The sequence below is a fragment of the Lysinibacillus sp. COL-1 genome (assembly GCF_059814265.1).
Map to the genome: position 1 here is coordinate 3,174,452 of NZ_JCAWSJ010000004.1, position 25,744 is coordinate 3,200,195.

21 protein-coding genes, 1 riboswitch and 1 other annotated feature are annotated in these 25,744 nt (G+C 39.3%); of the genes, 2 read left to right on the forward strand and 19 right to left on the reverse strand.

Features of this window, described 5'->3' with window-relative positions; all coding sequences use genetic code 11:
• Positions 1 to 27: 27 nt before the first annotated feature.
• The gene (locus tag AC6BKE_RS23975; protein ID WP_036128227.1) at positions 28 to 636 is read right to left on the reverse strand and encodes a succinate dehydrogenase cytochrome b558 subunit; all 609 of its coding nucleotides are present in this window, start codon (positions 634 to 636) and stop codon (positions 28 to 30) included.
• Between the two features lie 272 nt (positions 637 to 908).
• Here AC6BKE_RS23975 and AC6BKE_RS23980 point away from each other — a divergent pair, with 272 nt between their 5' ends.
• Positions 909 to 1,343, forward strand: a complete 435-nt coding sequence (locus AC6BKE_RS23980) for a YslB family protein (RefSeq protein ID WP_036128229.1) — start codon at positions 909 to 911, stop codon at positions 1,341 to 1,343.
• 95 nt (positions 1,344 to 1,438) lie between these two features.
• On the opposite strand, the gene AC6BKE_RS23985 is transcribed toward AC6BKE_RS23980, so the two are convergent.
• The 14 genes from AC6BKE_RS23985 to zapA all read right to left on the reverse strand — a co-directional run bounded on the left by AC6BKE_RS23985 (position 1,439) and on the right by zapA (position 18,131).
• Complete coding sequence (locus tag AC6BKE_RS23985; RefSeq protein WP_058844338.1) at positions 1,439 to 2,665, reverse strand: aspartate kinase; 1,227 nt, start codon at positions 2,663 to 2,665, stop codon at positions 1,439 to 1,441.
• Between the two features lie 113 nt (positions 2,666 to 2,778).
• A riboswitch (Lysine riboswitch) is annotated at positions 2,779 to 2,957 on the reverse strand.
• Positions 2,958 to 3,066: 109 nt separating this feature from the next.
• Positions 3,067 to 4,857 (reverse strand): excinuclease ABC subunit UvrC, encoded by a 1,791-nt coding sequence (uvrC, locus tag AC6BKE_RS23990; protein WP_499858171.1) that lies wholly within the window; start codon positions 4,855 to 4,857, stop codon positions 3,067 to 3,069.
• Between the two features lie 123 nt (positions 4,858 to 4,980).
• The gene (gene trxA, locus AC6BKE_RS23995) at positions 4,981 to 5,292 is read right to left on the reverse strand and encodes a thioredoxin (protein WP_004226420.1); all 312 of its coding nucleotides are present in this window, start codon (positions 5,290 to 5,292) and stop codon (positions 4,981 to 4,983) included.
• Between the two features lie 121 nt (positions 5,293 to 5,413).
• A complete protein-coding gene (locus AC6BKE_RS24000; RefSeq protein ID WP_445668850.1) occupies positions 5,414 to 6,730 on the reverse strand; it encodes an amino acid permease in 1,317 nt (438 codons plus the stop codon).
• Positions 6,731 to 6,821: 91 nt separating this feature from the next.
• Positions 6,822 to 7,054: a binding site (T-box leader), on the reverse strand.
• Between the two features lie 129 nt (positions 7,055 to 7,183).
• The gene (locus AC6BKE_RS24005) at positions 7,184 to 8,161 is read right to left on the reverse strand and encodes an electron transfer flavoprotein subunit alpha/FixB family protein (RefSeq protein ID WP_058844336.1); all 978 of its coding nucleotides are present in this window, start codon (positions 8,159 to 8,161) and stop codon (positions 7,184 to 7,186) included.
• A 47-nt stretch (positions 8,162 to 8,208) separates the two neighbouring features.
• A complete protein-coding gene (locus AC6BKE_RS24010; RefSeq protein ID WP_036128240.1) occupies positions 8,209 to 8,982 on the reverse strand; it encodes an electron transfer flavoprotein subunit beta/FixA family protein in 774 nt (257 codons plus the stop codon).
• Positions 8,983 to 9,095: 113 nt separating this feature from the next.
• Complete coding sequence (locus tag AC6BKE_RS24015; RefSeq protein WP_340811834.1) at positions 9,096 to 9,869, reverse strand: enoyl-CoA hydratase; 774 nt, start codon at positions 9,867 to 9,869, stop codon at positions 9,096 to 9,098.
• Positions 9,870 to 9,883: 14 nt separating this feature from the next.
• Positions 9,884 to 10,465, reverse strand: a complete 582-nt coding sequence (fadR, locus tag AC6BKE_RS24020) for a fatty acid metabolism transcriptional regulator FadR (RefSeq protein ID WP_036128243.1) — start codon at positions 10,463 to 10,465, stop codon at positions 9,884 to 9,886.
• 147 nt (positions 10,466 to 10,612) lie between these two features.
• Positions 10,613 to 12,307, reverse strand: coding sequence for an AMP-binding protein (locus AC6BKE_RS24025; protein ID WP_036128244.1), 1,695 nt, complete (start codon positions 12,305 to 12,307; stop codon positions 10,613 to 10,615).
• A 428-nt stretch (positions 12,308 to 12,735) separates the two neighbouring features.
• Positions 12,736 to 13,149, reverse strand: coding sequence for a DUF350 domain-containing protein (locus tag AC6BKE_RS24030; RefSeq protein ID WP_036128246.1), 414 nt, complete (start codon positions 13,147 to 13,149; stop codon positions 12,736 to 12,738).
• Between the two features lie 22 nt (positions 13,150 to 13,171).
• Complete coding sequence (locus AC6BKE_RS24035) at positions 13,172 to 15,538, reverse strand: endonuclease MutS2 (RefSeq protein ID WP_058844335.1); 2,367 nt, start codon at positions 15,536 to 15,538, stop codon at positions 13,172 to 13,174.
• Between the two features lie 18 nt (positions 15,539 to 15,556).
• A complete protein-coding gene (polX, locus tag AC6BKE_RS24040) occupies positions 15,557 to 17,266 on the reverse strand; it encodes a DNA polymerase/3'-5' exonuclease PolX (RefSeq protein WP_058844334.1) in 1,710 nt (569 codons plus the stop codon).
• A 59-nt stretch (positions 17,267 to 17,325) separates the two neighbouring features.
• The gene (locus tag AC6BKE_RS24045; RefSeq protein WP_036128251.1) at positions 17,326 to 17,865 is read right to left on the reverse strand and encodes a CvpA family protein; all 540 of its coding nucleotides are present in this window, start codon (positions 17,863 to 17,865) and stop codon (positions 17,326 to 17,328) included.
• 5 nt (positions 17,866 to 17,870) lie between these two features.
• Positions 17,871 to 18,131, reverse strand: a complete 261-nt coding sequence (gene zapA / locus AC6BKE_RS24050) for a cell division protein ZapA (RefSeq protein WP_036128254.1) — start codon at positions 18,129 to 18,131, stop codon at positions 17,871 to 17,873.
• Between the two features lie 135 nt (positions 18,132 to 18,266).
• Between zapA and rnhC the strand changes: the two genes are divergently transcribed.
• Positions 18,267 to 19,193 carry a ribonuclease HIII gene (rnhC, locus tag AC6BKE_RS24055; RefSeq protein WP_036128256.1) on the forward strand — a complete coding sequence of 309 codons (927 nt, stop codon included), beginning with the start codon at positions 18,267 to 18,269 and terminating at the stop codon, positions 19,191 to 19,193.
• Between the two features lie 279 nt (positions 19,194 to 19,472).
• Here rnhC and pheT read toward each other — a convergent pair whose 3' ends face one another.
• The 4 genes from pheT to AC6BKE_RS24075 form a co-directional block, all read right to left on the reverse strand.
• Positions 19,473 to 21,890 (reverse strand): phenylalanine--tRNA ligase subunit beta, encoded by a 2,418-nt coding sequence (gene pheT / locus AC6BKE_RS24060; RefSeq protein WP_036128257.1) that lies wholly within the window; start codon positions 21,888 to 21,890, stop codon positions 19,473 to 19,475.
• A gap of 12 nt (positions 21,891 to 21,902) precedes the next feature.
• A complete protein-coding gene (gene pheS / locus AC6BKE_RS24065; protein ID WP_036128260.1) occupies positions 21,903 to 22,940 on the reverse strand; it encodes a phenylalanine--tRNA ligase subunit alpha in 1,038 nt (345 codons plus the stop codon).
• A 392-nt stretch (positions 22,941 to 23,332) separates the two neighbouring features.
• Positions 23,333 to 24,097 (reverse strand): TrmH family RNA methyltransferase, encoded by a 765-nt coding sequence (locus AC6BKE_RS24070; protein WP_058844332.1) that lies wholly within the window; start codon positions 24,095 to 24,097, stop codon positions 23,333 to 23,335.
• Between the two features lie 204 nt (positions 24,098 to 24,301).
• The gene (locus tag AC6BKE_RS24075) at positions 24,302 to 25,651 is read right to left on the reverse strand and encodes an FAD-binding oxidoreductase (RefSeq protein ID WP_499858172.1); all 1,350 of its coding nucleotides are present in this window, start codon (positions 25,649 to 25,651) and stop codon (positions 24,302 to 24,304) included.
• Between the last annotated feature and the right edge of the window lie 93 nt (positions 25,652 to 25,744).

A 25,744-nucleotide genomic window follows, 5' to 3' on the forward strand; every position in this document is an offset into this window, starting at 1 on the left:
TGTTACTCTATCGTAGCTTCTATTGAATTATACGAAAGCTAAAATAGCAGCCACACCAACTACACTTAGAATTACGAAAATAATGTTTGTTACGTAAGTAGCAATCTTTTGAGACTGAGGAGATTGTGTAATACCCCAGCTTACTAGGAATGCCCATAAACCGTTAGATAAGTGGAAAGTTGCTGATATAATACCAACAATGTAGAATCCAAGCATGAATGGATTAGCAACGATATTCGCCATCATGTCGTAATCAACGTGTGTGCCAAGTGCTTTTTGAATACGAGTTTGGAAAATATGCCATGCAATGAAAATCACTAGGAATACACCAGTGAAACGTTGTAAAGAGAACATCCAGTTACGGTATGTGCTGAAACGTCCTGTGTTTGGTGTAGCAGTGAATGCAATGTAGACACCATAGAATGCGTGGAACATTAATGGAATATAGATGACAATCCATTCAACTAGGATAAGGAATGGAATCTTTTCCATTACTGCGGTAGCATCGTTGTAACTTTCTGCCCCGCCTGTTGCTGTAAAGTTAATGAACAGGTGCATCGTTAAAAACAGACCTACTGGAATGATACCAAGTAGAGAATGTAAGCGACGCCATAAAAACTCTCGATCTTTCGACAAGACTGTTACCCCCCTTAGTACTTAAAATAGCACAACAAAAGAAGTCATCATTTTGTAAATGATACTTCATTGACTGTGTATTTCATCATGGTACAATATTATGACATGTTTATTGTACTCTCAAGAGCTACGAGCGTCAAGGCAACTCGGAGTTTTTCATAGAGCTTATTAAAGAACTAATCTAGTACATGATGCGTTGTTTTTTCTCGAAAAATCTATCATTACTTTATTACTGTTGAATTTTAAGAAAATTCTAAGAAAGAAGGATAACAATGTTAAACACTCCATCTCCTACAATTTCATCATTTGGTTATGAGCTCATTCGCGATCATATTCTATCTTCTATCCTTGGTAAACATGAGAATGATGTCCTTTATTGGGCAGGTAAAGAGCTTGCTCGCAAGTTCCCATGCAAAAGTCAAGACGAACTTATCGCATTTTTCGCAGATGCCTGCTGGGGTACACTAGAGCTCATGAAGGAATCAAAGGATGGTCGCATTTTCCAATTGACAAATGACCCTGAAATATTGCAAATCAAACAACGAAGCTTTAGACTGGAAGCAGGATTTATAGCAGAGCAAATTCAATTAGCTAAAGGCTACCTTACAGAATGCTATGATGAAAAGCGAGAAAAGCAGCACTATGTCATGTTTACAGTCAAATGGGATGTCAAGGAACGTATTATGAATACCATCCCTACTGAATGATGAAAAGGATTGTCTCCCTATTCAACGGGATGACAATCCTTCTTTTTTCTTCCTTTAATTTCGGACTATTACATAAAATACTGTTTCTTCTATTATTATATATAAAGTGCTTGCTCTAAATTGAATTCATCATGCAAGGCATTTGCTGCACGAATCATATCATCCTGTGGTACAACAACAGACACTTTTATTTCAGACGTACTAACCATTTTTATAGGAATATCTTCACGACGTAATCGATCAAACATGCGAGCAGCCACACCTGGATTAGAGGCCATACCTGAACCAATGATAGAAACCTTCGCCAACCCTATTTCAAAGTCAGCAAAACTAAAGCCAAGTGACAATTTACTATCTTCTAGAACACGCAATGTTTCCGCAAATTCTTCTTTTAAAATGGAAAAAGACACAGTTGGTTTTAAGCCATCAATGATTGCCTGTACAATAATATCTACATTAATGCGGTTTTCTGCAAGGATTGTAAACATATCTGCCAATGCACCATCGGCATACGCATCATACCCCACTGTCAAACGGATAATATCTGACTCAAAGGCTACACCACGGACGACTAAATTTTTCTCCATTTCCACTTCCTCCTTCAATAAAGTACCTACTGACTCTACTAAGCTAGAGCGTATAATAACGGGCATTTGAAATTTTTTTGCTAACTCCACTGCACGAGGATGAATAACATGTGATCCTAAATTAGATAACTCCAGCATTTCATCATAGGAGATTTCCTGCAGCTTTTGAGCTTTGCTGACATAGCGTGGATCTGCTGTATAAACACCGTCAACATTTGTGTACATATCAGTTCGCTCTGCTTCCAATGCTACCGCGAGTGCTATAGCTGTTGTTTCAGCTCCGCCTTTGCCAAGTGTAGTAATATTTTGTTCCTCATCAATACCCTGTTCTCCAGCAATCACTACAATTTGTCCCTGTACAAGATGTTCTTCAATACGACTGTCATCGATATAGTCGATACGTGCATGACGATACTTACAATCTGTATGTATACCTGCTTGCCATCCAGTTAAGGACACTGCCTCATAGCCCGCTTCCTGTAATGCGATGGCAAATAAAGCGCTGGATAATTGAGAGCCCGTAGACACGACTGCAGCTAATTCTCGTTTGGGCACTTCGTCCGTTAGTTGATGTACCATCGTTTGCACATCTTTCGTTGTGTGTCCCATTGCTGCAACGACCACGACTACATCGAAGCCTCTGTCCTTTTCAGCAATCGCCTTCCTTGCTGCCTCTTGGATTTGTTCAGTAGAAGCTAGTGCAGCCCCTCCAAACTTCATCACTATTTTAGCCATTTCTTGCGTTCTCCTTTCCAGTCATATATTTCACCTGCTTCTAGAAAACTAAAAGGCAGCCTCCACATAACGTGAAAGCTGCCTATAACATGTACAATGATCGTAACTTGTGCATGTGTGATAGCTCTCCGAAACTTTTAGAATCGACAATCTTACATTTCTTAAATGTAAAACCAGTACAACAAAGGAAACAACAATGCTATACTTCGGCAAGCTCCCCTTTCACACACGATCTCTGGACTTGTTCATCCTCCATTGTGTTACTCTTGAATCTTGCACCTCTATCATCACCATAAAGTGAATGTATTCAATTGGTTTAACGCTGGCGTCAACATGCTAGCCACACCAGTTCGCTATTCATCACATTGACGAACAATGTTATTTACAACCTTAGCACATGTCTATTCCTTTGACAATGACTCTTGCTGAAAATAGCTATAAATTTGGCTCGCTAAATTAGCAGGTATTCCTGCCTCCTGCAAAGCTAGCTCGCTCGCCTCTCGAATTTTCTTAACTGAACCAAAATGTTTGAGCAACTGCTGCTTGCGTTTTGGCCCCACACCTTCAATATGGTCTAACACCGATTGAATGGCATGCTTCTCATGCTGTTGGCGCAAGAAGGTAATAGCAAAGCGGTGAACTTCGTCCTGAATTCGTTGTAATAAATAAAAGCTATCACTAGTACGCTTTAAGGCAATCACTTCTGGTGGATCACCAAACAATAGCTGCGACGTATTATGCTTATCATCTTTTGCTAAACCTGCAATCGGTATAACAAGTCCAAGCTCATCTTCTAGTACTTCACGGGCGACTTCCATTTGCCCCTTGCCACCATCAATTAAGACCAAATCTGGCAATGGCAAGCCTTCCTTTAAGACACGCGAATATCGCCGACGTATAACCTCTTGCATCGCACCGTAATCATCATGCTTTGCAGCCGTACGCGTTTTGTATTTACGATATTCCTTTTTCGCAGGCTTTCCATCAATGAAGACAATCATAGCCGATACAGCATCCGTGCCATGCATATGACTATTGTCAAATGCCTCAATTCGTAATGGCGTTGAAATACCTATTGCTTCACCAAGTGCCTCACAAGCACCAATTGTCCGTTCTTCCTGCCGTTCAATTAGCTGGAATTTAGCTGCCACAGCAATCTCAGCATTTTTAGTTGCTAATTCAACCAATTCCCTCTTTTGACCTCTTTTTGGTGTAAGAACTTTAAGCTCTAATAACTCCGTTAAGATGGCTGCATCAATTGCTTGTGGAATAAAAATTTCTTTCGGCTTAATATGCTCTGGTTTTTCATAAAAGCGGCCAACAAATGTTAAAAACTCTTCCTCAGCATCTTGATAAATTGGGAAAACCGAGACATCACGCTCAATCAGCTTTCCTTGGCGAACAAAGAAAACTTGCACACACATCCAGCCTTTTTCGACGGCATAGCCAAATACATCGCGGTTCGTTGTATCACTTGATACTATTTTTTGTTTCTGCATGACCGTATCAATATGTGCAATCTGATCGCGAAACTCCTTCGCTCGTTCAAATTCTAAGTTTTCAGCAGCTGCAAGCATTTTAACTTCAAGCTCTTTTTTGACTGCCTCGACACCACCATTTAGAAACTTCGTCATATCCTCAATCATCTCTTGATAAACTTGACCATTAATTTCTTTTACACAAGGTGCTAAACATTGCCCCATATGATAATACAAGCAAACTTTGGAAGGCAATTGGACACATTTGCGCAATGGATACAATCGATCCAACAGCTTTTTCGTTTCACTTGCCGCATAAGCATTGGGGTAAGGACCAAAATATTTAGCCTTATCCTTTTTTACCTTACGTGTCGTAATAAGACGTGGATGTTTTTCATTCGTAATTTTTAAATATGGATATGTCTTATCATCTGTTAGCATGACATTGTATTTTGGATCATGTAATTTAATGAGATTCAGCTCTAAAATAAGTGCTTCAATATTAGATGATGTCACGATATACTCAAAATCTTCTATTTCACCGACAAGCCTTTGTGTTTTGCCTTCATGTGTTCCCGTAAAATAAGAACGTACACGGTTTTTCAGTATTTTCGCTTTGCCCACATAAATGATTGTCCCTTGACGATCCTTCATCAAATAGCAGCCAGGCTGATCCGGTAAAATATCTAGTTTACGCTTGATTAAATCGTTCATTACCTACCTGCCCCCCTACGTAAAAATCCCTCTCAATTGAATATGATAGATATTACCTTTATTATATAACGAAAAAAAGCCGAACACATCTATTGATGGTCCGGCTTTTGTGAACTTCATTAATTACGCATGTTTTGCGATAAATGCTTCTAAAGCTTCTTTCGGTTGGAAGCCTACAGTTTTGTCAACTAATTCTCCATCTTTAAATAATAGTAAAGACGGAATTGACATAATTTGATACTGAGCTGCAGTACCTTGGTTATTGTCTACATCAACTTTTACAATTTTAGCCGCACTTCCTGCAGCGTCCATTTCTTCAAGAACTGGCCCAATCATTTTACAAGGTCCGCACCAAGCAGCCCAAAAGTCTACAAGTACTAACCCTTCTTTAATATCGTCCTGGAACGTAGCATCTGTTGCATGTACAATTGCCATTTGAAATCCTCCTTAAACTTACTATGATTGTAGTATAGCATGGATAAATTCACTTGAGCGAACAATCTGCCTGCAATGTATTTTTTATGAAAAACTGTGTCGAAAAAAACTATAAAGACCATTAATTGGCTTGATAACGACCTTTCCATACATAGGTGAATGTTATAAAAAGATAAATGCCTAACGTAATGCTTGTCACGATAATAGATGTTGTAAAAATAATCCCAATTAAAATCGCACTTAACGCCATAATGGCAATCCATGTTGTATACGGGAACCATTTTACTTCATAGGCACTTGTATGTTCTGCTTGTTTTTTACGGGATTTCAAATGGGCAATCGCAATAATTAACCAAATAAATAACACGGTATAGCCAAGTGATCCCATTAGAAAATCAAAAGTCTTGCTGCCAACATATAAAGATAGAATAACTCCTAAATACATCGCTAATGTACACATTAAAATAGCATATACTGGCACTTTTCTTTTAGATAAGTGGGCAAATATTTTAGGAACCCGTCCGTCTACAGCTTGTGTATATAGTACACGGGATGAGCCATAAAGCCCTGAATTCATGGAAGAAATAATGGCAAGTATAACAACCGCATTCATAATGTGATCTGCGCCTGGAATGCCAATCATTTTGAACACCATTACAAATGGACTTTCAGGAACTCCGTTTACTTCATTCCATGGAATCAAGCTTACGATAATAAAGAAAGGCAGTAAATAAAATGTAACAATACGTACTAATGTACTACGAACCGCTTTTGGCACTACTTTTTCAGGATTTTTCGTTTCTGCTAATGTAATCCCAATGATTTCTGTACCACCATAAGAATAAATAACAACTAACATAGCAGCAATTAATCCCATAGATCCGTTAGGGAAAAAACCACCATGCTCAGTTAAGTTAGAAAAACCAACGGCGCTATGGTTTCCAAACGTAGCAAGTAATAAAATAAGTCCTGCTATAATAAAGACAATAATAACGGTAATTTTGATCAATGCTAGCCAGTATTCTGTTTCCGCAAATATTTTCACCGATAATAAATTAATGGCTGTCACTAACACAGAAACAGACAGGGCAAGTATCCAAATTGGATATTCTGGCAACCAATATTGAATAAAAATAGCGGCGACGACAGATTCTGCTGCAATATTTAAAACCCACATTTTCCAATAGATCCAATCTAGGAAATAAGCAGGGTATTTTCCCAACACTGATTGAACTAAATCTCTGAACGTTCTTGCTTCTTTATTTCGAACAGCCATTTCTGCTAGACCTTGCATGACAAATAATAAAATAATGCCCCCTATTAAATAGGCAATCAGCACTGAAGGTCCTGCCATATCAATGGCTGCACTACTTCCTTTAAATAGACCTGCTCCGATGGCTCCACCTAACGCCATCATGGTGATATGACGCGAGGTCATAGTTCTTGTTAATTGTTGCTTGTTTTTTTCCACTTTCTTACCTCCTAAAAATCAAAAAAGCATATCATCTACTCCTTCATCATCAAATGAAAGAAGAGACGATATGCTATCAGCAAACCGCGGTACCACTCTAATTGGTTCTTGAGAACCCAGCTTAAAAACCTTGTAACGAAGGTTAATCGTCAAACAAATAGAATAATCCGACAATTCTATTTATGTTACCACTCCTAGGCAAGTTCAAAGTCTTATTGGTCTGCGTTGCACCATCCCGCAGCTCTCTTCACCGAATAATGAGCTTTTACTACTCCTAATCTTTGCGTTTCTAATCATTATTATTGTATCAATCACTATACTGGCTAACGTTAATTATGTCAATATTTTATTTTGCGATAATTTTCAAATAGTACTTCATCACAAAAAAAGCAGGAAGGATTAGCCCTTCCCGCTTGTGCATTACGCGTTTACTTTTAACGCTTTAAATTCTTCTATTAGAAGTGGGATCACATCGAATAAATCTCCAACGATACCATAATCCGCTACTTTGAAAATATTAGCTTCTGGATCTTTATTAATTGCAACAATTACTTTTGAATTTGACATTCCTGCTAAATGTTGAATCGCTCCCGAAATACCAGCCGCAATATAAAGATCTGGTGTGACTACCTTACCAGTTTGACCGATTTGTAGTGAATAGTCACAGTACTCAGCGTCACATGCACCACGTGATGCTCCAACTGCACCGCCTAGTAAATCTGCTAGCGCTTTTAATGGTTCGAAACCTTCTTCAGATTTCACCCCACGACCACCAGCAACGACTACTTTCGCTTCTGATAAATCAACACCTTCTGAAGATTTGCGAACAACCTCTTTAATAATTGTGCGAAGGTTTGTAATATCAACAGTGATTGCAGACACATCGCCAGTTTTACCCTCTGCTTTTTCTAAAGGTGTAATGTTATTTGGACGAATAGAAGCTAAAACAACGCCTTCTTTCACTTTCACTTTTTCAAAAGCTTTACCAGAGTAAATTGGTCGGATGAAGACAACATCATCGCCTGCACCCTCAATAGCAGTAACATCAGATACTAGGCCTGCTTGTAATTTACTTGCGATTTTTGGCGATAAATCTTTTCCATTTGCTGTATGTCCAAAGACAATGCCAGCAGGTTTTTCTTGCTCGATAACAGCTAATAGTGCTTGACTATAGCCATCAGATGTATATTGTTTTAAATGTGGGTGTTCCACTGTTACTACGCGGTCAGCACCATATTCAAATAATGGTCCTGTTAAACTTGCTACAGCATCTCCTAAAAGTACCCCAACAACTTCGCCACCATCAGCGATTTGTTTTGCAGCTGCAATTGCTTCGAAAGAAACATTACGTAAGCTTCCTTCACGAACTTCACTTAATACTAATACTTTTTTTGACATAGCATATTCCCTCCGTTACCCTTTAAGATTCGATTAACATCAAATAATTAAACAACTTTTGCTTCTGTGTGAAGTAGATTTACTAGCTCTTTTACTTGTACAGAAAGGTCGCCCTCTAGAATGCGGCCTGCTGCTTTTTGAGCTGGCAAGAAGATGTCTACTGTTTCAATCTTCACTTCTACATCATCTTCATCGATATCTAAATCATCTAACTCAAGCTCTGCAAGCGGTTTCTTTTTCGCTTTCATAATACCTGGTAGAGATGGGTAACGTGGCTCATTTAAACCTTGCTGAGCTGTTACTAGTAATGGTAAAGAAGTTTCAATTACCTCTGAATCTCCTTCGATATCGCGAACAATTTTCGCAGATGTTCCATCAATTTCAAGCTTTGTAATCGTTGTTACATAATTTATATCTAATAAGTCTGCAACACGTGGACCTACTTGACCTGAACCACCATCGATCGCAACATTTCCTGTTAAAATTAAATCCGCCTCTTTATCTTTTAAGTATTCCGCTAATAGATAAGCTGCTGCATTTTGGTCTAACTCATCTAAATCGTCTTCCGTATTAATTAGCACTGCTTCGTCTGCTCCCATGGCAAGTGCTGTACGTAATTGCTTCTCTGCATCCTCGCCACCAATTGTCACTACTGTTACTTTACCACCAGCAGCATCGCGAACTTGGATTGCTTCTTCAATGGCATATTCATCATAAGGGTTAATAATGAATTCTGCGCCGTCCTCTTGGATTTTACCACCCGACACTACGATTTTTTCTTCTGTATCAAACGTACGTTTAATTAATGCAAAAATATTCATATATCCATACCTCCTGGAACGTTTTATAATTCTAAGTAAACTTATAAATATTATATATTTTCAGTTTCGATAACGCCGATAACATCTTAAAACTGTTATCGACATTTGGGAAATTATTTGCCAGTAAACACAGGCTCACGCTTTTCAATGAATGCTTGAATTCCTTCTTTGGCATCTTCTGATACGAATACTGTCCCAAAGGATGTTGCCTCTGCTTCAATGCCCTCATAAAATGATGCATGCTTTGCATATTGCAATGTTTGAATAGCTGCTTTTAAAGCAATTGGGCTTTTCTTTGCAATATTTTTCGCAATTTTCAGCGTTTCATCTAGCAGTGCTTCGTCTGAGAATGTACGATTCGCTAAGCCCCACTGCACGGCTTCTGCACCAGTAATTGGCTCACTTGTAAACATCATTTCAGCAGCCTTTGCTACACCTACATAACGTGGTAAGCGCTGTGTACCGCCAAAGCCAGGTATAAGACCTAATTGTAGTTCAGGTAAACCTAGTTTTGCCGATTCAGTGACAAATCGCATATGACAGCTCATGGCTAATTCAAGCCCACCGCCTAATGCCGCACCATGAATGGCTGCAATAACAGGCTTCGAAAATGATTCAACGCGCTCAAATACTTGCTGCCCGTTGCTAGCTAGCTTCGTAAATTCTTCTCCAGATTCTACCCCAGTAAATTCTTTAATATCTGCCCCTGCAGAGAAGAAACGGCCTTCGCCATGAAGTACAAGGACTCTTACTGCATCATCGTGTTCAACAGCATTTAAGACAGCGTTAACTTCTGCAATAATACCGCGAGATAATGCATTTGCTGGTGGACGTGCAATTGTAATAATCGCTACCCCATCTTCTACTTTCCAACTTAGAAATTCCATTTCTCCACATCCTTTTAAGCTTTAATGCCGTTCAGGATTAATGCCTGAACCTTTGGAACTTGTTCCATCAAATCATATCGATAGTCATTCATAACCCACGACGTAATCGTTTCATCAATTGTTCCAAAAACCATTTGTCGTGCCAAGCGTACATCCATCGTCTGATTAAACTCCCCTGAAAGCATACCTTCGACTAAAATTTGATCGAGTAAATGTAAATACTCACGTAGTACACCATTAATTTTTAATCGTAAGTCTTTGTTTGACTGGCGAAGCTCTAATTGTGTGACGGTTGCTAGGTATCGATCTGTCGCAAGAACATTAAAATGATTGGCAATCATTCGTGAAAGTTTGTCACGAGACGTACTTCCATTTTCTATTATATCTTGTAATGACTCTACAAAAACAGCCATTTTTTCATTAAAGACAGAAATTAATATATCTTCTTTATTTTTAAAATATAAATAGATTGTTCCATCGGCCACCCCTGCCTGTTTGGCGATTTTCGATACTTGCGCTTGGTGATACCCATTTTCCGCAATAACGATGACAGCTGCATCAATAATTTGCTTATATTTCGGCTTATCTCGTTTCACTTTTATATCACCACCTAAAAAACATGCGCACGTCTACAATATCAATATGACGTGTGAACCTAAAAAAATATGAAAATATGAATGGTCATTCATTCATATTTTCATATTATATTTTACAGCATTACTTGTCAATACTTTCACACGTATTTATTTCGCTTCTTTATTCGCCAATTTTGTTTTTTCTTCGTCTACCAAAGAGCGGCGTAAAATTTTTCCTACGGCTGTTTTTGGTAGTTCCTCTCTAAATTCATAATAACGAGGAACTTTAAATGCCGCTAGATGCTGACGGCAATATTTATTTAATTCGTCCTCCGAGATCGAATATCCTTCTTTTAAAACAATATAAGCTTTTACCGTTTCTCCACGATACGGGTCAGGTATGCCTGCAACAACACACTCTTGAATTTCTTCGCGTTCGTATAACACTTCTTCCACTTCACGAGGATAAATATTAAAGCCACCCGCTATGATCAAATCTTTTTTACGATCCACTACATAGAAGAAACCTTGCTCATCCATATAACCAAGATCACCTGTTAAAAACCAGCCATCGACAAATGTCGCTGCTGTATCCTCAGGTCGGTTCCAGTAGCCCTTCATCACTTGTGGACCTTTGACAGCGATTTCACCCACTTCGCCAACTGGAAGCTCTTCCGTATCCCCTGTACGTAAAATAATAGCTTCTGTATTAGGCCAAGGTAAACCGATTGAACCAATCACTCGCTTACCCCAAATTGGCGTAGCATGTGTTACAGGTGATGTTTCTGTTAATCCGTAGCCCTCTACGAGCTTCCCACCAGTAACCGCTTCAAATTTCTCCTGAACTTCAATTGGCAATGAAGCAGAGCCACTTAAGCACGCCTTAATAGATGATAAATTATAATTCGCAATGTCTGGATGATTTAGAAGACCAATGTATAAGGTTGGTGCACCGGGGAAAAGTGTTGGTTTTTGTTTATCAATCGTTTTTAATGCCGTTTCAGCATCAAATTTCGGTAAGAGCACCATCTTATTTTGAGTGAATACTGATAATAGCATAACCGTTGTCATACCATAGACGTGGAAGAATGGAAGAATGCCCATAATGGTCTCTTCACCATGCACACATTTATACATCCAGGCATCACACATTGTCGTATTGGCAATTAAATTTTTATGGGTTAACATAACCCCTTTTGGGAACCCCGTTGTTCCACCAGTATATTGTAAGAGTGCTAGGTCTTCTTCAAAATCAAATGAGATATGATCAATTACCTTAATCGGTGCAGAGCGCATGATTTCTGAAAATAAATGATTTTGCCCGCTATGTTCAACCTTGACACTAAAGCCATACTGCTTTTTTTGAATAAATGGATAGACTAAATTTTTTGGGAATGGTAAATAATCTTTAATGGCTGTCACGATAACATTTTCAAGTGCTGTCTCTTTCATAATTTTCATCACTCTTGGATATAAAATATCCATGACAAGAATAACCTTCGCACCTGAATCAGCCATTTGGTATTGAAGCTCACGTTCAGTATAAAGTGGATTTGTTTGTACGACAACAGCACCTGCATACATAGCGCCGTAGTAAGCGATTACACTTTGTGGCGAGTTAGGTAGCATAATGGCTACTCGATCTCCCTTTTCCACACCTAATGCTTGTAAATAGTTTGCGAACCTTAAAGCTGACTCATATAGCTCGGTGTACGTCAAATCCTTCCCCATAAAATGAATCGCAACTTTGGATGGATTCTTTTTATAGGCGCGTGTCAAAAACTCTTGCACTGGAATTTCCTCAAACGTTAAAGACGGTGGTACTTCTTCAGGATAATTTGCTAGCCATGGTTTTGCTGTCATACGTCCTCTCCCCTTTGTCCCAAACTTTGTCAATTCTTATATTTATTATAATGAAAAAGAAATGCAGTTTCAAACAGAAAATAGAAAATAAATGCATTTTCGATTAATTATTATGCAATTCACAACATTAATATGACAGATGTTTAGTCTGTTTTATTTGCATACACCTTATGAATCCTCATTCATTCTCAAATCTTTCAAATAGAAAATTATGAGGATATTCCTATACTATAAAAATAATTATTTATTCAGGTTATGGAGGAAAATGAATAGCTGTTAGCAGAAATTGAAGTAAATACAAAAAACGCACCCTCATAAGAGAATGCGTTTTTTACTTAAACAGTCATCATATAGTAGACGCCCACTGCCAAAAATGCAATACAGACAATGATTAGTACTTTTGCTAATTTTTCCATGTCATGACACTCCTATGCAATACTTGCCCCAATTACAAACGATAGACCGACTGAAATGGTAAAGGAAATGAAACCAACTGAGCGATTATCATTGGCAATCTCTTGATCTACATTAAAACGAGGTGTCATAAATTCAAATAAGAAATACGCTACAATCAATAGTGTAAAGCCAAAAAGACCCCAGCCAATCATTTCACTTAATGTGCTATGGCGTGCAATGGAAAAACGAAAGATGTTGCAAATCCCTAGTATTTTTCCACCTGTTGCAAGGGCCACAGCAACATTACCATTTTTAATTTCTTCCCAATTCTTATATTTCGTAACGACTTCGAACAATGCCATCGAGACGACTAAACATAATACAACAACACTAAAATATCCTGCCGTTTCGATAATTGGATATCGCCAAAAGCCAGAATTCAGCATTTTTCTCCGTCCCCTTTATAGCTTATTTCAATTCAACAACTGTGACGCCTAAGCCCCCCTCGCCGGCTTCACCAAAACGGAAGGATTTCACGCGCTTATGCTTCTTTAAATAGCTTTGAATACCTTGACGTAAAGCCCCTGTACCAACCCCATGAATAATAGACACACGCCCATAATTAGCGAGTAACGCATCATCAATATATTTCTCTGTTCTTAAAATAGCGTCCTCATAGCGTTCACCACGCAAATCTAATTCTAATTTTACATGGCTATTGCGATTTTTCACACCAGCTGTTCGTAATACCGTTTCTTTTTCAGGCTTAATATACTCTAAATCACTATCAGCGATTTTCATTTTTAAAATCCCCATTTGGACAACCCATTCGGTATTTGACACTTTTTCTAACAAAGTACCTCGTTGACCATAGCTTAACACCTTTACCTCGTCCCCGACAACTAAGTTTTGCGCACGTGCTTTTACTTGCGCTGCTTTTTTCAGTACTTTATTGTCTTCAAGTGGTGTTGCTTCTTCCAGACGTTTACGTGCTTCAATCAATTCGTGCTCCTTGACAACTTGATCAGCATTTTTGCGCATTTCTCGAAGCTCTGTAATAATCGCTTCCGCTTCTCTTTTCGCTTCATCAACAATTTTACGAGCTTTTTCCTTTGCTTTCTTATCAAGTGCCTCTTTACGCTCTTCATAGGCTTGTAATTTATCTTGAAGCTCTTTACGTAAAGTTTCCGATTCTACTAGCAATGCATGGGAACGTTCTGCATCATCTTCTGATTGGCGACGTGTTTCCTCCAATGAAGCAATCATCGATTCAACCTCATGTCGGTCTGTCCCTGTAAAGCCTTTCGCACGATCGATAATGGATTCAGGCAGTCCAAGACGACTGGATATTTCGAATGCATTAGAGCGCCCAGGTACACCAATAAGTAGACGGTAGGTTGGACTCAAAGTTTCAATATCAAACTCTACACTAGCATTGGCAACACCTGGTCGATTATAGCCATACGCTTTTAGCTCAGGATAATGAGTTGTAGCCATTACACGTGCACCGCGTCCATGTACTTCGTCTAAAATGGAGATAGCTAAGGCTGCTCCTTCCTGAGGATCAGTACCTGCTCCTAATTCATCGAAAAGAACAAGTGATTCATGATCAAATTTTTGTAGAATGTCTACAATATTGACCATATGAGACGAGAACGTAGAAAGTGACTGCTCAATTGATTGCTCATCACCAATATCAGCAAACAATTGCTCAAATACAGCAAGTTCTGAGCCATCTAATGCTGGCACTGGTAATCCTGCCTGCGCCATTAATGTACACAGACCTACCGTTTTCAATGTTACCGTTTTACCACCTGTATTAGGACCCGTAATGACAATAGCTGTAATTTCTTTACCAAATTCAATATCATTCGGAATAGCTATCTCTATTGGTAGAAGTGGATGACGTGCACGAACTAGTCGAATATAGCCATCCTTATTCATTTTAGGCATTGTACATTTATTGGCTTGTCCATATTTGCCTTTAGCTAAAATAACATCAATATCCCCTAAAACTTTCACTAAATTAAATAAATCTGATGCTACTTCTTGCACCATTGCACTTAATGCCAGTAAAATACGCTCAATTTCCGCCTGCTCCTTCATTTTTAAGCGATGAATTTCATTATTCGCTTGTACAACAGAGTCTGGCTCGATAAATAAGGTTTGACCAGAAGAGGATTGGTCATGGACAATCCCGCCATAATGGTGACGATATTCTTGTTTAACAGGAATAACAAAGCGATCATTACGAATTGTCACAAGTGTATCAGAAAGCATTTTCGCTGCATTACTTCCACGAATTAAACTTTCCAGCTTAGAACGGACTTTCCCTTCTTCAGCTCGTAAAGATTGGCGTATAGAACGCAATGTTTGACTAGCCGAGTCTAAAACAGCTCCATTGTCATCAATACAGTTGTTGATTTCATGTTGCAAACCTGTTAAAACAGGTATCGCTTCCTTTTTCGCGATGAAATGTGGAATTTCAATCACTTCATCAGCCTCTAAATCCTCAATGAAATTACGTAAAATTCTACTCGCTCGAATTGTGCTCGATATTTCCATTAATTCTATTGCTGCTAGCATGCCTCCTATTTGGGCACGTCTTGCAGATGGTCGTACATCAAATATTCCTCCCATTGGAACATTGCCTTTAACACGTAAAATGGATAATCCCTCATCCATCTCCTCTAATAATTGTACTACTTTATCAAAATCTGTTTGTGGTACAAGCTCCTCAATGGCAGATTTCCCAATAGAGCAAGTACAATATGAGGCCACTTGTTGCCGAACTTTATCGTATTCTAGTGTTTTCAATGCGCGTTCTGCTATCACTGAGAACACCTCCTCAACCTATTTATTTCGTCGTATGAACGCCTCAAATTGTTCAAGCGTCCATGTATTCACTATCATATCTTTCGGTAGCCATGCTCTATTGGCATAGCGAACACCGATATCCATAAAACGTAAATGCGCTATATCATGAGCATCTGTATTAATGGCTACAGGTACACCTGCAGCTAAAGCCATTTCTAAATGTTCCACACATAAATCTAAACGATACGGATTTGCATTTAACTCTAAAATTTTACCATATTCCTTCGCCCACGCAATCAGCTGTTTCATATCAGGATTATAGCCATCACGATCCTCAATAATTCGACCAGTTGGATGGGCAATCATATGAACATAAGGATTTTGCATGGCCGTTAGTAAACGTGCCATAATTTTATCTTGTGATTGTGTAAAGCTCGAATGAATAGAAGCGATAACAAAGTCTAACTCTTTTAACACTTGATCGTCGAAATCAAGGGAGCCGTCTGGCAAAATATCCATCTCTGTCCCTTTAAACAAATGGAAATCTGGATGTGTTGCATTAAATGCCTCAATTTCCACACGCTGTTTTTCTAAACGCTCCGGTGTTAAACCATTTGCTACTTTTAGAAATTGTGAATGATCTGTAATAACGCTATATTGATAGCCACGCGCTCGTAATGCCTCGCCCATTTCTGCAACAGAGTATGCACCATCAGACCAGGTCGTATGCATATGTAAATCTGCCTGAATATCCTCTAATCGCACTAACTGTTGAATCGTCTTTGTATTATCAAATTCCACAGTTCCTGTGCGTAAGCTTGGTGGAATCCAAGGTAGGTCAAAATGAGCGAAAAATGCCGCTTCATCTGAAAACGTTATAACGGTACCATCTTCCTGTTCAACGCCATATTCACTAATTTTTTCACCACGCGCTTTGGCAAGTTGGCGCATACGCACATTGTGGTCTTTTGACCCTGTAAAATGATGCAAGGCAGTTGCATATTCATTGTCCTTCACTAAACGGAAATCAACACCAACTGGCTCCTCTAAGTCTAAAATCACTGAAATTTTAGTATCTCCCGCTGCCACTACTTCTTGGATGGCTAATCCATTTAATAACTTTTCACGTACAGCCTCAACTGCTTGTGTCACCACAATAAAATCAATATCTTTACTTGTTTCTAGCGCCCGACGGAAGCTTCCAGCAACTGAAAAACGTTCCACTTCCTTCATACTACCTAGAAGCGCCTCTATTTGTAAAACCACAGGCTCAAGCTGCCAAATTGGTAAACGTTCTGAGCGATTCGCCAAATTAGCGAGTTCCTTTAAAATTTTTTCCTCTGTTTTTACAGCAAAGCCTGCTAATTCACGAACTTTCCCTGCTTCACAAGCTGCCTTTAAGCTTTCTGCTGAGTCAATGCCTAGCTCTTGGTGAAGCTTCGCAATCTTTTTACCTCCCAAGCCTGGCAATTTTAACAATGGCAATAATCCTTTAGGGACAATGTCTTCTAGTTCTTTTAACAAACTCGATTCACCTGTTACCATCAAATCCTCAATGACAGCAGCCGTTCCTTTACCAATCCCTTTAAGTTTTGTTACATCGTCCATTTCACTTAATGAACGCTCGTCCCCCTCCAGTGCTGCAGCTGCTTTCCGAAAAGCAGATACCTTGAATGGGTTTTCTCCTTGTAGTTCCATATATAAAGCAATTTTTTCGAGTGTGCGAATAATTGTTTTTTTATTCATTGGTAATTCCCCCTATCGTAAAAACACTTCTCTCAAAACAGAGAGAAGTGCACAGTTTACTATTGCATATAAATATACCACCAGTTTTGGAACATCTTCGTAATAATCGGTGTATGCTCCAACATAAGCCCACTTAACAATGACTTCGACATTAAATTTTGAATGACATCAATCGGCAATAAAGCGCACACGTATAGCAAAATAAACATAATTAAATAGTTTTCAATCATGCCAAGTAATGCGCCAAGCCAACGATTCACTGTATTGAGCACAGGTAAATACGCAATAAAATCAAATATCGATGCCACGATTTGCAATGTTATTTTAACAGCAAAGAAAATTACCGCAAAGGCAATCACACGATAGAAGGTGCGATCTAAATCGAGACTATCAATGACGACACCAAGGCTACCTGTATCAGTGACACCTGGATAAGGCACCCAAAATACAAATTTTTGTGCTAATGGCTTATAATAAATATACGCAACAATTAGGGCTACGACAAAGCTGACAATGTGCATCATTTGTACAATGAAACCTCGTTTTGCACCGACACCAATTCCAGCTAGCAGTACCACTAATATGATTAAATCTAACATTCTCTTCAACCCTTTAGTTTTTTCAATTCTTCTTCTAGTTGCTCCATTCGTTCTTTTAATAGTAAATAATCATGTACTGTATTTACTGCCGTCAGAACAGCAAGTTTTGTGCTATCAAGTGAGGGATTATGTACGCTCATCTCGCGCATCCGGTCATCAACAATCGAAGCAACAAGTCGCATATGGCCAATGGATTCTGAGCCGACCATTTTATATGTATGACCATATATTTCCACAGAAATTTTATTTTTTTCTTGTTTTTCCATAGTCGCACCCTCCTATAAATTCGATGCACACACGATCTTTTCAGCTTGTGAGCACCATCACACAAAAAAGCTATTTATTATCATACCATGAAAGGTATAAAATTGTGAACAATGAGGACAGAAAGGAACGATTAAATGTCAAATATTGTGCTTTCCATTTCAACAAATATTCAAAAAGAGGTGATGGCTTACTACGCAACCTATTTTATCGAGCGTAAGGCTCCTGGTGTCATATTTGCTGCAAAGCTACCAGATACCGCCATTACTATGTATAAATCAGGAAAATTAATGTTTCAAGGAGGTGGTGCTGAACGCGAGGCGGCACGTTGGGGAACTATTGAAAAAACAACTAGCCAGACATCCTCATCTATCGGGGCAAAGGGTGATGTACTACCTGAAAATTTCGCAGCAATGTCTGTCTTAGGCTCAGATGAAACTGGCACAGGTGATTATTTCGGCCCTATCACAGTGGCTGCGGTATATGTACCTACCTCCAAAATCGAACTTATTAATGAGCTTGGCGTAAAAGATTCGAAAATGCTAACGGATGATTACATGCGAAAAATTGCACCGGATTTACGAGCAGCTTGTGTCCATAGTGTCCTCGTATTACACAACGAGAAATATAACAGCCTACAGGCAAAAGGCTATTCCCAAGGAAAAATGAAAGCCATGATGCACAACAAGGCTCTAAAAAATACGCTGACGAAAATGGCACCTGAAAAACCCGAATTCATTTTAATCGACCAGTTTGCCGAACGCGGTGTCTATTACAATTATTTAAAAAACGAACATGAACTTGTACAAGAAAATGTCTATTTTTCTACCAAAGCAGAGCAATTACATGTCGCTGTCGCTACAGCATCTATTTTAGCGCGTGCTGCATTTTTAAAGGAAATGGATCGATTGAGTGCAATCGCAGGGCTTACCTTAATGAAGGGGGCTTCTAGCAAGGTAGATATGCAAGCAGCTCGCATTTGGCGTAGCCATGGCGAGGAATTTCTACGCTCCATAACAAAATGGCATTTTGCCAACACCGAAAAAGCACGAAAGAAGATTTAAAAAGCATTCCATGTTCTTTTAAGTAGCAGGGGGAATCTTATGGGTAGTTCCCATATCTAGGTTCTTTTGAAAAATAGTAATCTTGCTAGATTCCAATTGTACGAGAACGCTTTTAATTCGTTTGAGAGCGACTTGGACTACTTTGAGCAACTACCTTCTCGGAGTGAACGCTTTGAGCCTCTTTGAGAGTGCCTTTCTACTTGCGCTGATCCTCCCCCTTAGCTAAATTCCCCAAGTAAAAAAAGACTGCCTCAAAAAGACAGTCTTTTTTCAAATAGATTAGCGTACTTCTGTACCTGCAATCGTAGCAATAGCTTTTAACACTTTATTGTGTGCGGCTACTACTTCTTCGTCCGTTAAAGTACGTTCTGGATCGAAGTATGTGAGAGAAAATGCAACGGATTTTTTACCTAGCTCCATTTTTTCCCCTTCATAAACGTCGAATATGCGAATGTCTTTTAATAATTTCACGCCAGCTGCGCTGATAGCTTCGACAACTTCACCTGCTGTTGTTGCACGGTCCATAATGAGCGCGATATCACGAGACATGACTGGGAAACGAGGCACTGATGTATATGCAAGTGGGGCTTCTTGTGCATTTGCATTTAATAGGGCAACTAAATTCATTTCCATAACATATGTGTCTTTGACTCCCCATGCTTTTTGCTCTGCAGGATGGAGTCCACCAATAATACCGACTTGCTCGCCATCTAATAAGATGCTAGCCGTACGTCCTGGATGTAATCCATCCACTTGTGCTTTCACAAATGTCATGCGATTTTCTAAGCCAAGTTTACCGATTACACCTTCGATAATACCTTTTAGCACAAAGAAATCTACTGTTTTTTTCTCACCTTGCCAAGCATGATCTAGCCATTTACCTGTTAGTACCGCTGCTACATGCTCTTCTTCGTAAGGTTGCCCTTCATCTGATTGACCAAGGAACACAGAACCAATTTCATATAAAGCAACACCCTCAGCCTGGCGAGCCACATTATACGCAGCCGCTTCGATTAAGTGTGGAATAAGGCTTTGACGTAATGTAGAGCGCTCCTCACTCATTGGCATTAACAATTTAGTTACTGGCTCTGCTTTTAAGGCAAAACGTTGTGACAATGCATCAGATGTTAATGAATATGTTACAGCTTGGTAGAGGCCAGCCCCTTCCAAATAATGACGAACAACACGGCGATTAGCTTGGTATGGTGTTAGATTACCTACTTGTGTTGCCCCCTCTGGCAATGTCATAGGGATTTCATCATAACCGTAAAGACGAGCAATTTCCTCTACAATATCCTCTTCGATTTTAATATCTTGGCGGCGTGTTGGTGCATCAATCATTAGTAAACCATTTGCTGCCTCTACACCAAATTTTAGACGCTCTAAAATCGAAAGCATATCTTCCAATGCAATCTTCATCCCTAAACGCTCATTAATAAAATCTGGAGAAACGACTACTCGCGCTGCTGTTTTATCTAACTCATCTACTAGACATGTACCCTCTAATACTTCACCGCCAGCTAATTCAGCAAGCAATGCGGCAGCACGTTCAGCGGCTGGTAAGACACGATTTGGGTCTACCCCTTTTTCAAAACGAGCCGATGCATCTGAACGTAGACCAAGGTGACGAGATGCTTGGCGTACTGTTAAACCATCAAAATAAGCTGATTCAATGACAACAGTCGTTGTTGCGTCTGTTACCTCTGAATTGGCACCACCCATTACGCCAGCAATCGCCACTGGTTCTTTTCCATTCGTAATGACTAAATCAGAAGCTTTTAAAGTTCGTTCTTGGTCATCCAGTGTTGTGATTTTCTCACCTTCTTTTGCTTTACGAACGACGATTTCACCTGTTGCTAGGCTATCATAGTCGAAAGCATGCAATGGTTGACCATATTCCATTAACACATAGTTGGTTACATCCACGACATTATTGTGAGGGCGTACACCCGCTGCCATTAAACGATTTTGTAACCACATTGGTGACTCACCAATTTTTACGTTTTTCACCACTTTTGCGACATACATCGGATTTGCTTGTAAATCTTCTACACGTAGCTTTAATAAATCCTGTGCTTTTTCATTAGCCGTTTTATATGCAATCTCTGGATACTTAATTTCCTCAGTAAGGATGGCACCTACTTCATAGGCTACACCAAGCATAGAAAGAGCATCTGAGCGGTTTGGTGTTAAGCCTAGCTCTAGCACTGTATCACGTAAGCCTAAAATAGCCAGTGCATCAGAGCCAACTTCTGCATCTGACGGTAATACGTAGATTCCTTCTGAATATGCTTTAGGAACAAGCTTGCCTTCGATTCCAAGTTCTTGCAATGAGCAAATCATACCGTTTGATTCATGACCACGAAGTTTTGCTTTTTTTATTTTAATGCCACCTGGTAAATGTGCACCGGGACGAGCAACAATGACTTTTTGACCAGCATCTACATTTGGTGCACCACAAATAATTTGTTGTGGCTCTGCTTCTCCAACATCAACTTGACAAATATTTAACTTATCAGCTTCTGGATGTTTCTCTTTAGACACTACATAGCCAACCACTACTTTATCCATAGCGTTTGCACGATCAATAACTGCATCTACTTCGATACCAGAGCGTGTAATTTTTTCAGCTAATAGCTCAGGCGCTAAGTCCTGTGTATTGACATAATCTTTTAACCATTCTAATGATACTAACATGTTTTATCCCCCTTACGCTTCTGTTCGCTCGAATTGTGATAAGAAACGAGTGTCACTTGTATAGAAATGACGAATATCGTCAACACCATATTTCAACATCGCAATACGTTCTGCACCAATACCGAAAGCGAAGCCAGAAACTTTCTTCGGATCATAGCCAGCCATTTCTAATACATTTGGATGCACCATACCTGCGCCTAGAATCTCAATCCAACCTGTGCTCTTACATACATTACAACCAGCGCCACCACATTTGAAACAAGAAATATCCATTTCTACTGATGGCTCTGTGAATGGGAAGAAGCTCGGACGAAGTCGAATTTCGCGGTCTGCACCAAACATTTTTTTCGCTAAAGTATCTAATGTTCCTTTTAGATCACTCATACGAATATTCTCGCCAATGACTAAACCTTCAATTTGCATAAATTGATGGGAATGTGTTGCATCATCATTATCGCGACGGAATACTTTACCTGGACAAATGATGCGAATAGATTCACCCTTTTTTGCTTCCATTGTACGAGCCTGTACTGGCGAAGTATGCGTACGTAGCAATATTTCCTCGGAAATATAGAACGAATCTTGCATATCACGTGCTGGGTGTCCTTTTGGTAAATTTAGTGCTTCAAAGTTATAGTAGTCCTTTTCTACTTCAGGACCTTCAGCAATTTCATAACCCATTCCGATAAATAAATCTTCAATTTCTTCAATGACGCGTGTTAACGGATGGCGATTTCCTACTTTCACTTCACGACCTGGTAAAGTGACATCAATCGACTCACTTGCTAATTTTTCAGCAATCGCTGCTTCCTCTAGAACAACCACCTTTGTTTCTAGTACTGCTGTTACATTTTCACGAACATTATTCACTAAAGCCCCCATTTTCGGACGTTCTTCAGCTGATAATTTCCCCATCCCTTTTAGTAAATCTGTGATAGGTCCTTTTTTCCCTAAATATGCAACACGCACTTCATTCAATTCTTTTAAATTTGCTGCTGCTTCAATTTTAGCAAGAGCTTCTTGCTCTAATTGTTTTAATTGCTCTTCCATGTTAAAACCTCCTTAGAAAATAAATGCCTGCATTTTAGGCATAAAAAAAACTCGCCCCTAAAAAGGGACGAGGACATATTCGCGGTACCACCCTAGTTATTGCAAGCAAAAAACTTACAATCACTTCATTGACATAACGACTTGATGAAGCCGGCACACCTTTACAGCATCACGCTGGTCCCGGTAGCTGCTCACGGGCTGAATTCAAAATTGCATTGGTACGGCGTCGGCTCTCAATCTCCGGCCTTACGCTCCCTGTCGTCCATTCACAATCTTTACTACTTCCCGATCAAAGCATTTATTATTTAAACATACATTTTAGAATAAATTATACAATAACGAATAGTAGCAAATCAAGAGACAACTACCTGAATCCCACAAGGATCTGTCAATTATTTCACAAAACCATATAAAACAATACCTGTTGCAACTGCTACGTTTAATGATTCAGCTTGTCCAAAAAGTGGAATAATCATATTTTGATCTGTCATCGCTAATAGCTGTGGCTGGATGCCACTTCCTTCATTCCCCATAATAATAGCAAATGCACCCGAATGCTGAATGTCACTATATGGCACTGCCTCCTCATCCAAAGCAGTACCAAAGACAGGTACACCTTGATTTTGTAGCAAGTCTACCCATTCTGCTAAGTCTCCGCGTACTACTGGGATATGGAAATGGGAGCCTTGAGCTGCGCGTAATGTTTTAGGATTGTAGGCATCTGCACAGCCTTTTCCTAAAATCACGGCATCTAATCCTGCTGCATCGGCAGTGCGTATCATTGTTCCAATATTACCAGGATCTTGGACTGCATCAATTAATAGCACTTTACGCCAAGTGGCCTTCACTTCATCCTCTAAAATTGGCTGTTTACATACAGCAAACACGCCTTGAGAAGTTTCTGTTTCTGCGAATTCCTTTGTTACTGCTGCTGTTACTTCTACAATAGCAACATCATCAATCGGCCATAACATTGGCAAATCAATACCTTCACGTACAATAATTTGTAATACTTGCTCTTTATTTTTTAAAGCTTCCTCCACAAGATGAAAACCCTCTATTAGAAATTCACCTGATCGTTCACGCTCTTTTCTTGTTGTCGCTAACTTTTTCCAATATTTCACTAACGCATTTTGCGTAGATTCAATTCTCTTCATATGCTACCTCTTACCGCCTTTTTCCTATATATTGACCACTATTATACCTTAGCAAATGGCAAATTTCATAGTTATGTGAGAAAACTATTATTTCTATAATCATTACACAGTACTTTAAGAAATCCATATATGGTACCAACTGTTACATGAGTACGAACATCAAAATAGAGCAGTAATGCCTATGCACCCTACTCTATTTTCATTTTACAACCATTTTCTATTGGGTGTAATACTTTGCGGAAATTGAAATACATTCAATGGATCATATTTTGTTTTCACTTCTCGTAATCTTCTAAAATTGCGACCATAGTAGGCTGTCGGCCAATGCTGAATCAATCGATCTGGAAAATTAACATAATTACCAGCTGTATAAGGTGATAAAGCTCCTCGTAAGTCTTCTACCCACTTGATATTTTGTTCTTCCTCATTCGGCTTTTCCCAAGAAGTATTATATTCTTGCGCTATTAATGCATTGCGATAGTAATAGGCTGTGCGATTTGGTGCAATTTCACTGACTGCTCCTCGTAAGGCTTGTTGCCATATCGTAGTATTTGGATTAGGTGCATAGGCTAAAAATTTTTTCATTCTTTGAATTGCCTCATATGGAAGGGGTCTCTCTATAAATGACCCCGACCTTTTTCGAAGGGCTGGCTGATTGCCGCTCGGTATATCAAAAAATTCGACGGCTTGAATATACGGCACTTCCTTTATCCAAATACTTGTTGGCGAACCTGTTTTTCTAAGAGGGCGCAGCAATTTCTTTAATTCAGCTGCTGTTCCTATGAATTCCCCTTGCGCAACAATTTCGCCTACTTCCTTCGTTTTTAACTCCATTTGTGAAGTCAAACGTTCATTTGTATAGGGCGACCATTTTTGCCAGGCATCAAAAGCCGCTTCAAAATCATCCCATCCCCATGTAATGGAAAAGAGTGATACATTCCTAATAGCATGTAACTTGAAGGTCAAAGAGGTAACAATGCCAAAATTGCCGCCACCGCCACCACGACTTGCCCAAAAAAGATCGTTATTTTGTTGCTTATTTGCTCGAATCCTCCTAGCGCCATCCTGTCCACTTGCGACCACCATTTCAATTTCGATAAGATTATCACAGGTTAACCCGAATAGACGTGAGAGCATCCCAATTCCACCACCAAGAGTTAAGCCGACAACGCCCACACTACTTTCTGTACCAGCTGGAATTGTTACACCATGTTCCCATAATGCACGATATACTTTTCCCATATTGGCTCCAGCACCGATCTTTGTTGTCATTTCAGAAAGATTTATTGAAATATTATTCATCTCACTTACATCAATGACAAGACCTTTGTTTACTAAAGAAAAATTTTCATAGCTATGTCGACCACTACGAATTCTGAACGCTTCATCATTTTCTCTAGCCCATTTTAATGCATTAACCACATCCTTCGTTTCTTGACAAAATACAATAATACTCGGATACTTAGGGTTATTTAAATTATTATTCGTCCTTGCTTGTTCATAATCTGTATCTTCAGGAGTGACGACTCTACCCGTGAGCTTCGCCTTTTTCAACTACAATCTCCTTTCTCACAATGATACTTATCCTATGCAAATCATTTAGAAAGAATTTGAAGTTTCAACCAATTTACTGGACTCACATGAAAA

Bases quoted from the DNA above. Each gene is read 5' to 3' on its own strand.
- AC6BKE_RS23980 (WP_036128229.1), top strand. From the start codon at position 909: ATGTTAAACACTCCATCTCCTACAATTTCATCATTTGGTTATGAGCTC.
- AC6BKE_RS23985 (WP_058844338.1), bottom strand. From the start codon at position 2,665: ATGGCTAAAATAGTGATGAAGTTTGGAGGGGCTGCACTAGCTTCTACT.
- uvrC (WP_499858171.1), bottom strand. From the start codon at position 4,857: ATGAACGATTTAATCAAGCGTAAACTAGATATTTTACCGGATCAGCCT.
- trxA (WP_004226420.1), bottom strand. From the start codon at position 5,292: ATGGCAATTGTACATGCAACAGATGCTACGTTCCAGGACGATATTAAA.
- AC6BKE_RS24000 (WP_445668850.1), bottom strand. From the start codon at position 6,730: ATGACCTCGCGTCATATCACCATGATGGCGTTAGGTGGAGCCATCGGA.
- AC6BKE_RS24005 (WP_058844336.1), bottom strand. From the start codon at position 8,161: ATGTCAAAAAAAGTATTAGTATTAAGTGAAGTTCGTGAAGGAAGCTTA.
- AC6BKE_RS24010 (WP_036128240.1), bottom strand. From the start codon at position 8,982: ATGAATATTTTTGCATTAATTAAACGTACGTTTGATACAGAAGAAAAA.
- AC6BKE_RS24015 (WP_340811834.1), bottom strand. From the start codon at position 9,869: ATGGAATTTCTAAGTTGGAAAGTAGAAGATGGGGTAGCGATTATTACA.
- AC6BKE_RS24025 (WP_036128244.1), bottom strand. From the start codon at position 12,307: ATGACAGCAAAACCATGGCTAGCAAATTATCCTGAAGAAGTACCACCG.
- AC6BKE_RS24030 (WP_036128246.1), bottom strand. From the start codon at position 13,149: ATGCTGAATTCTGGCTTTTGGCGATATCCAATTATCGAAACGGCAGGA.
- polX (WP_058844334.1), bottom strand. From the start codon at position 17,266: ATGAATAAAAAAACAATTATTCGCACACTCGAAAAAATTGCTTTATAT.
- AC6BKE_RS24045 (WP_036128251.1), bottom strand. From the start codon at position 17,865: ATGTTAGATTTAATCATATTAGTGGTACTGCTAGCTGGAATTGGTGTC.
- zapA (WP_036128254.1), bottom strand. From the start codon at position 18,131: ATGGAAAAACAAGAAAAAAATAAAATTTCTGTGGAAATATATGGTCAT.
- rnhC (WP_036128256.1), top strand. From the start codon at position 18,267: ATGTCAAATATTGTGCTTTCCATTTCAACAAATATTCAAAAAGAGGTG.
- pheT (WP_036128257.1), bottom strand. From the start codon at position 21,890: ATGTTAGTATCATTAGAATGGTTAAAAGATTATGTCAATACACAGGAC.
- pheS (WP_036128260.1), bottom strand. From the start codon at position 22,940: ATGGAAGAGCAATTAAAACAATTAGAGCAAGAAGCTCTTGCTAAAATT.
- AC6BKE_RS24070 (WP_058844332.1), bottom strand. From the start codon at position 24,097: ATGAAGAGAATTGAATCTACGCAAAATGCGTTAGTGAAATATTGGAAA.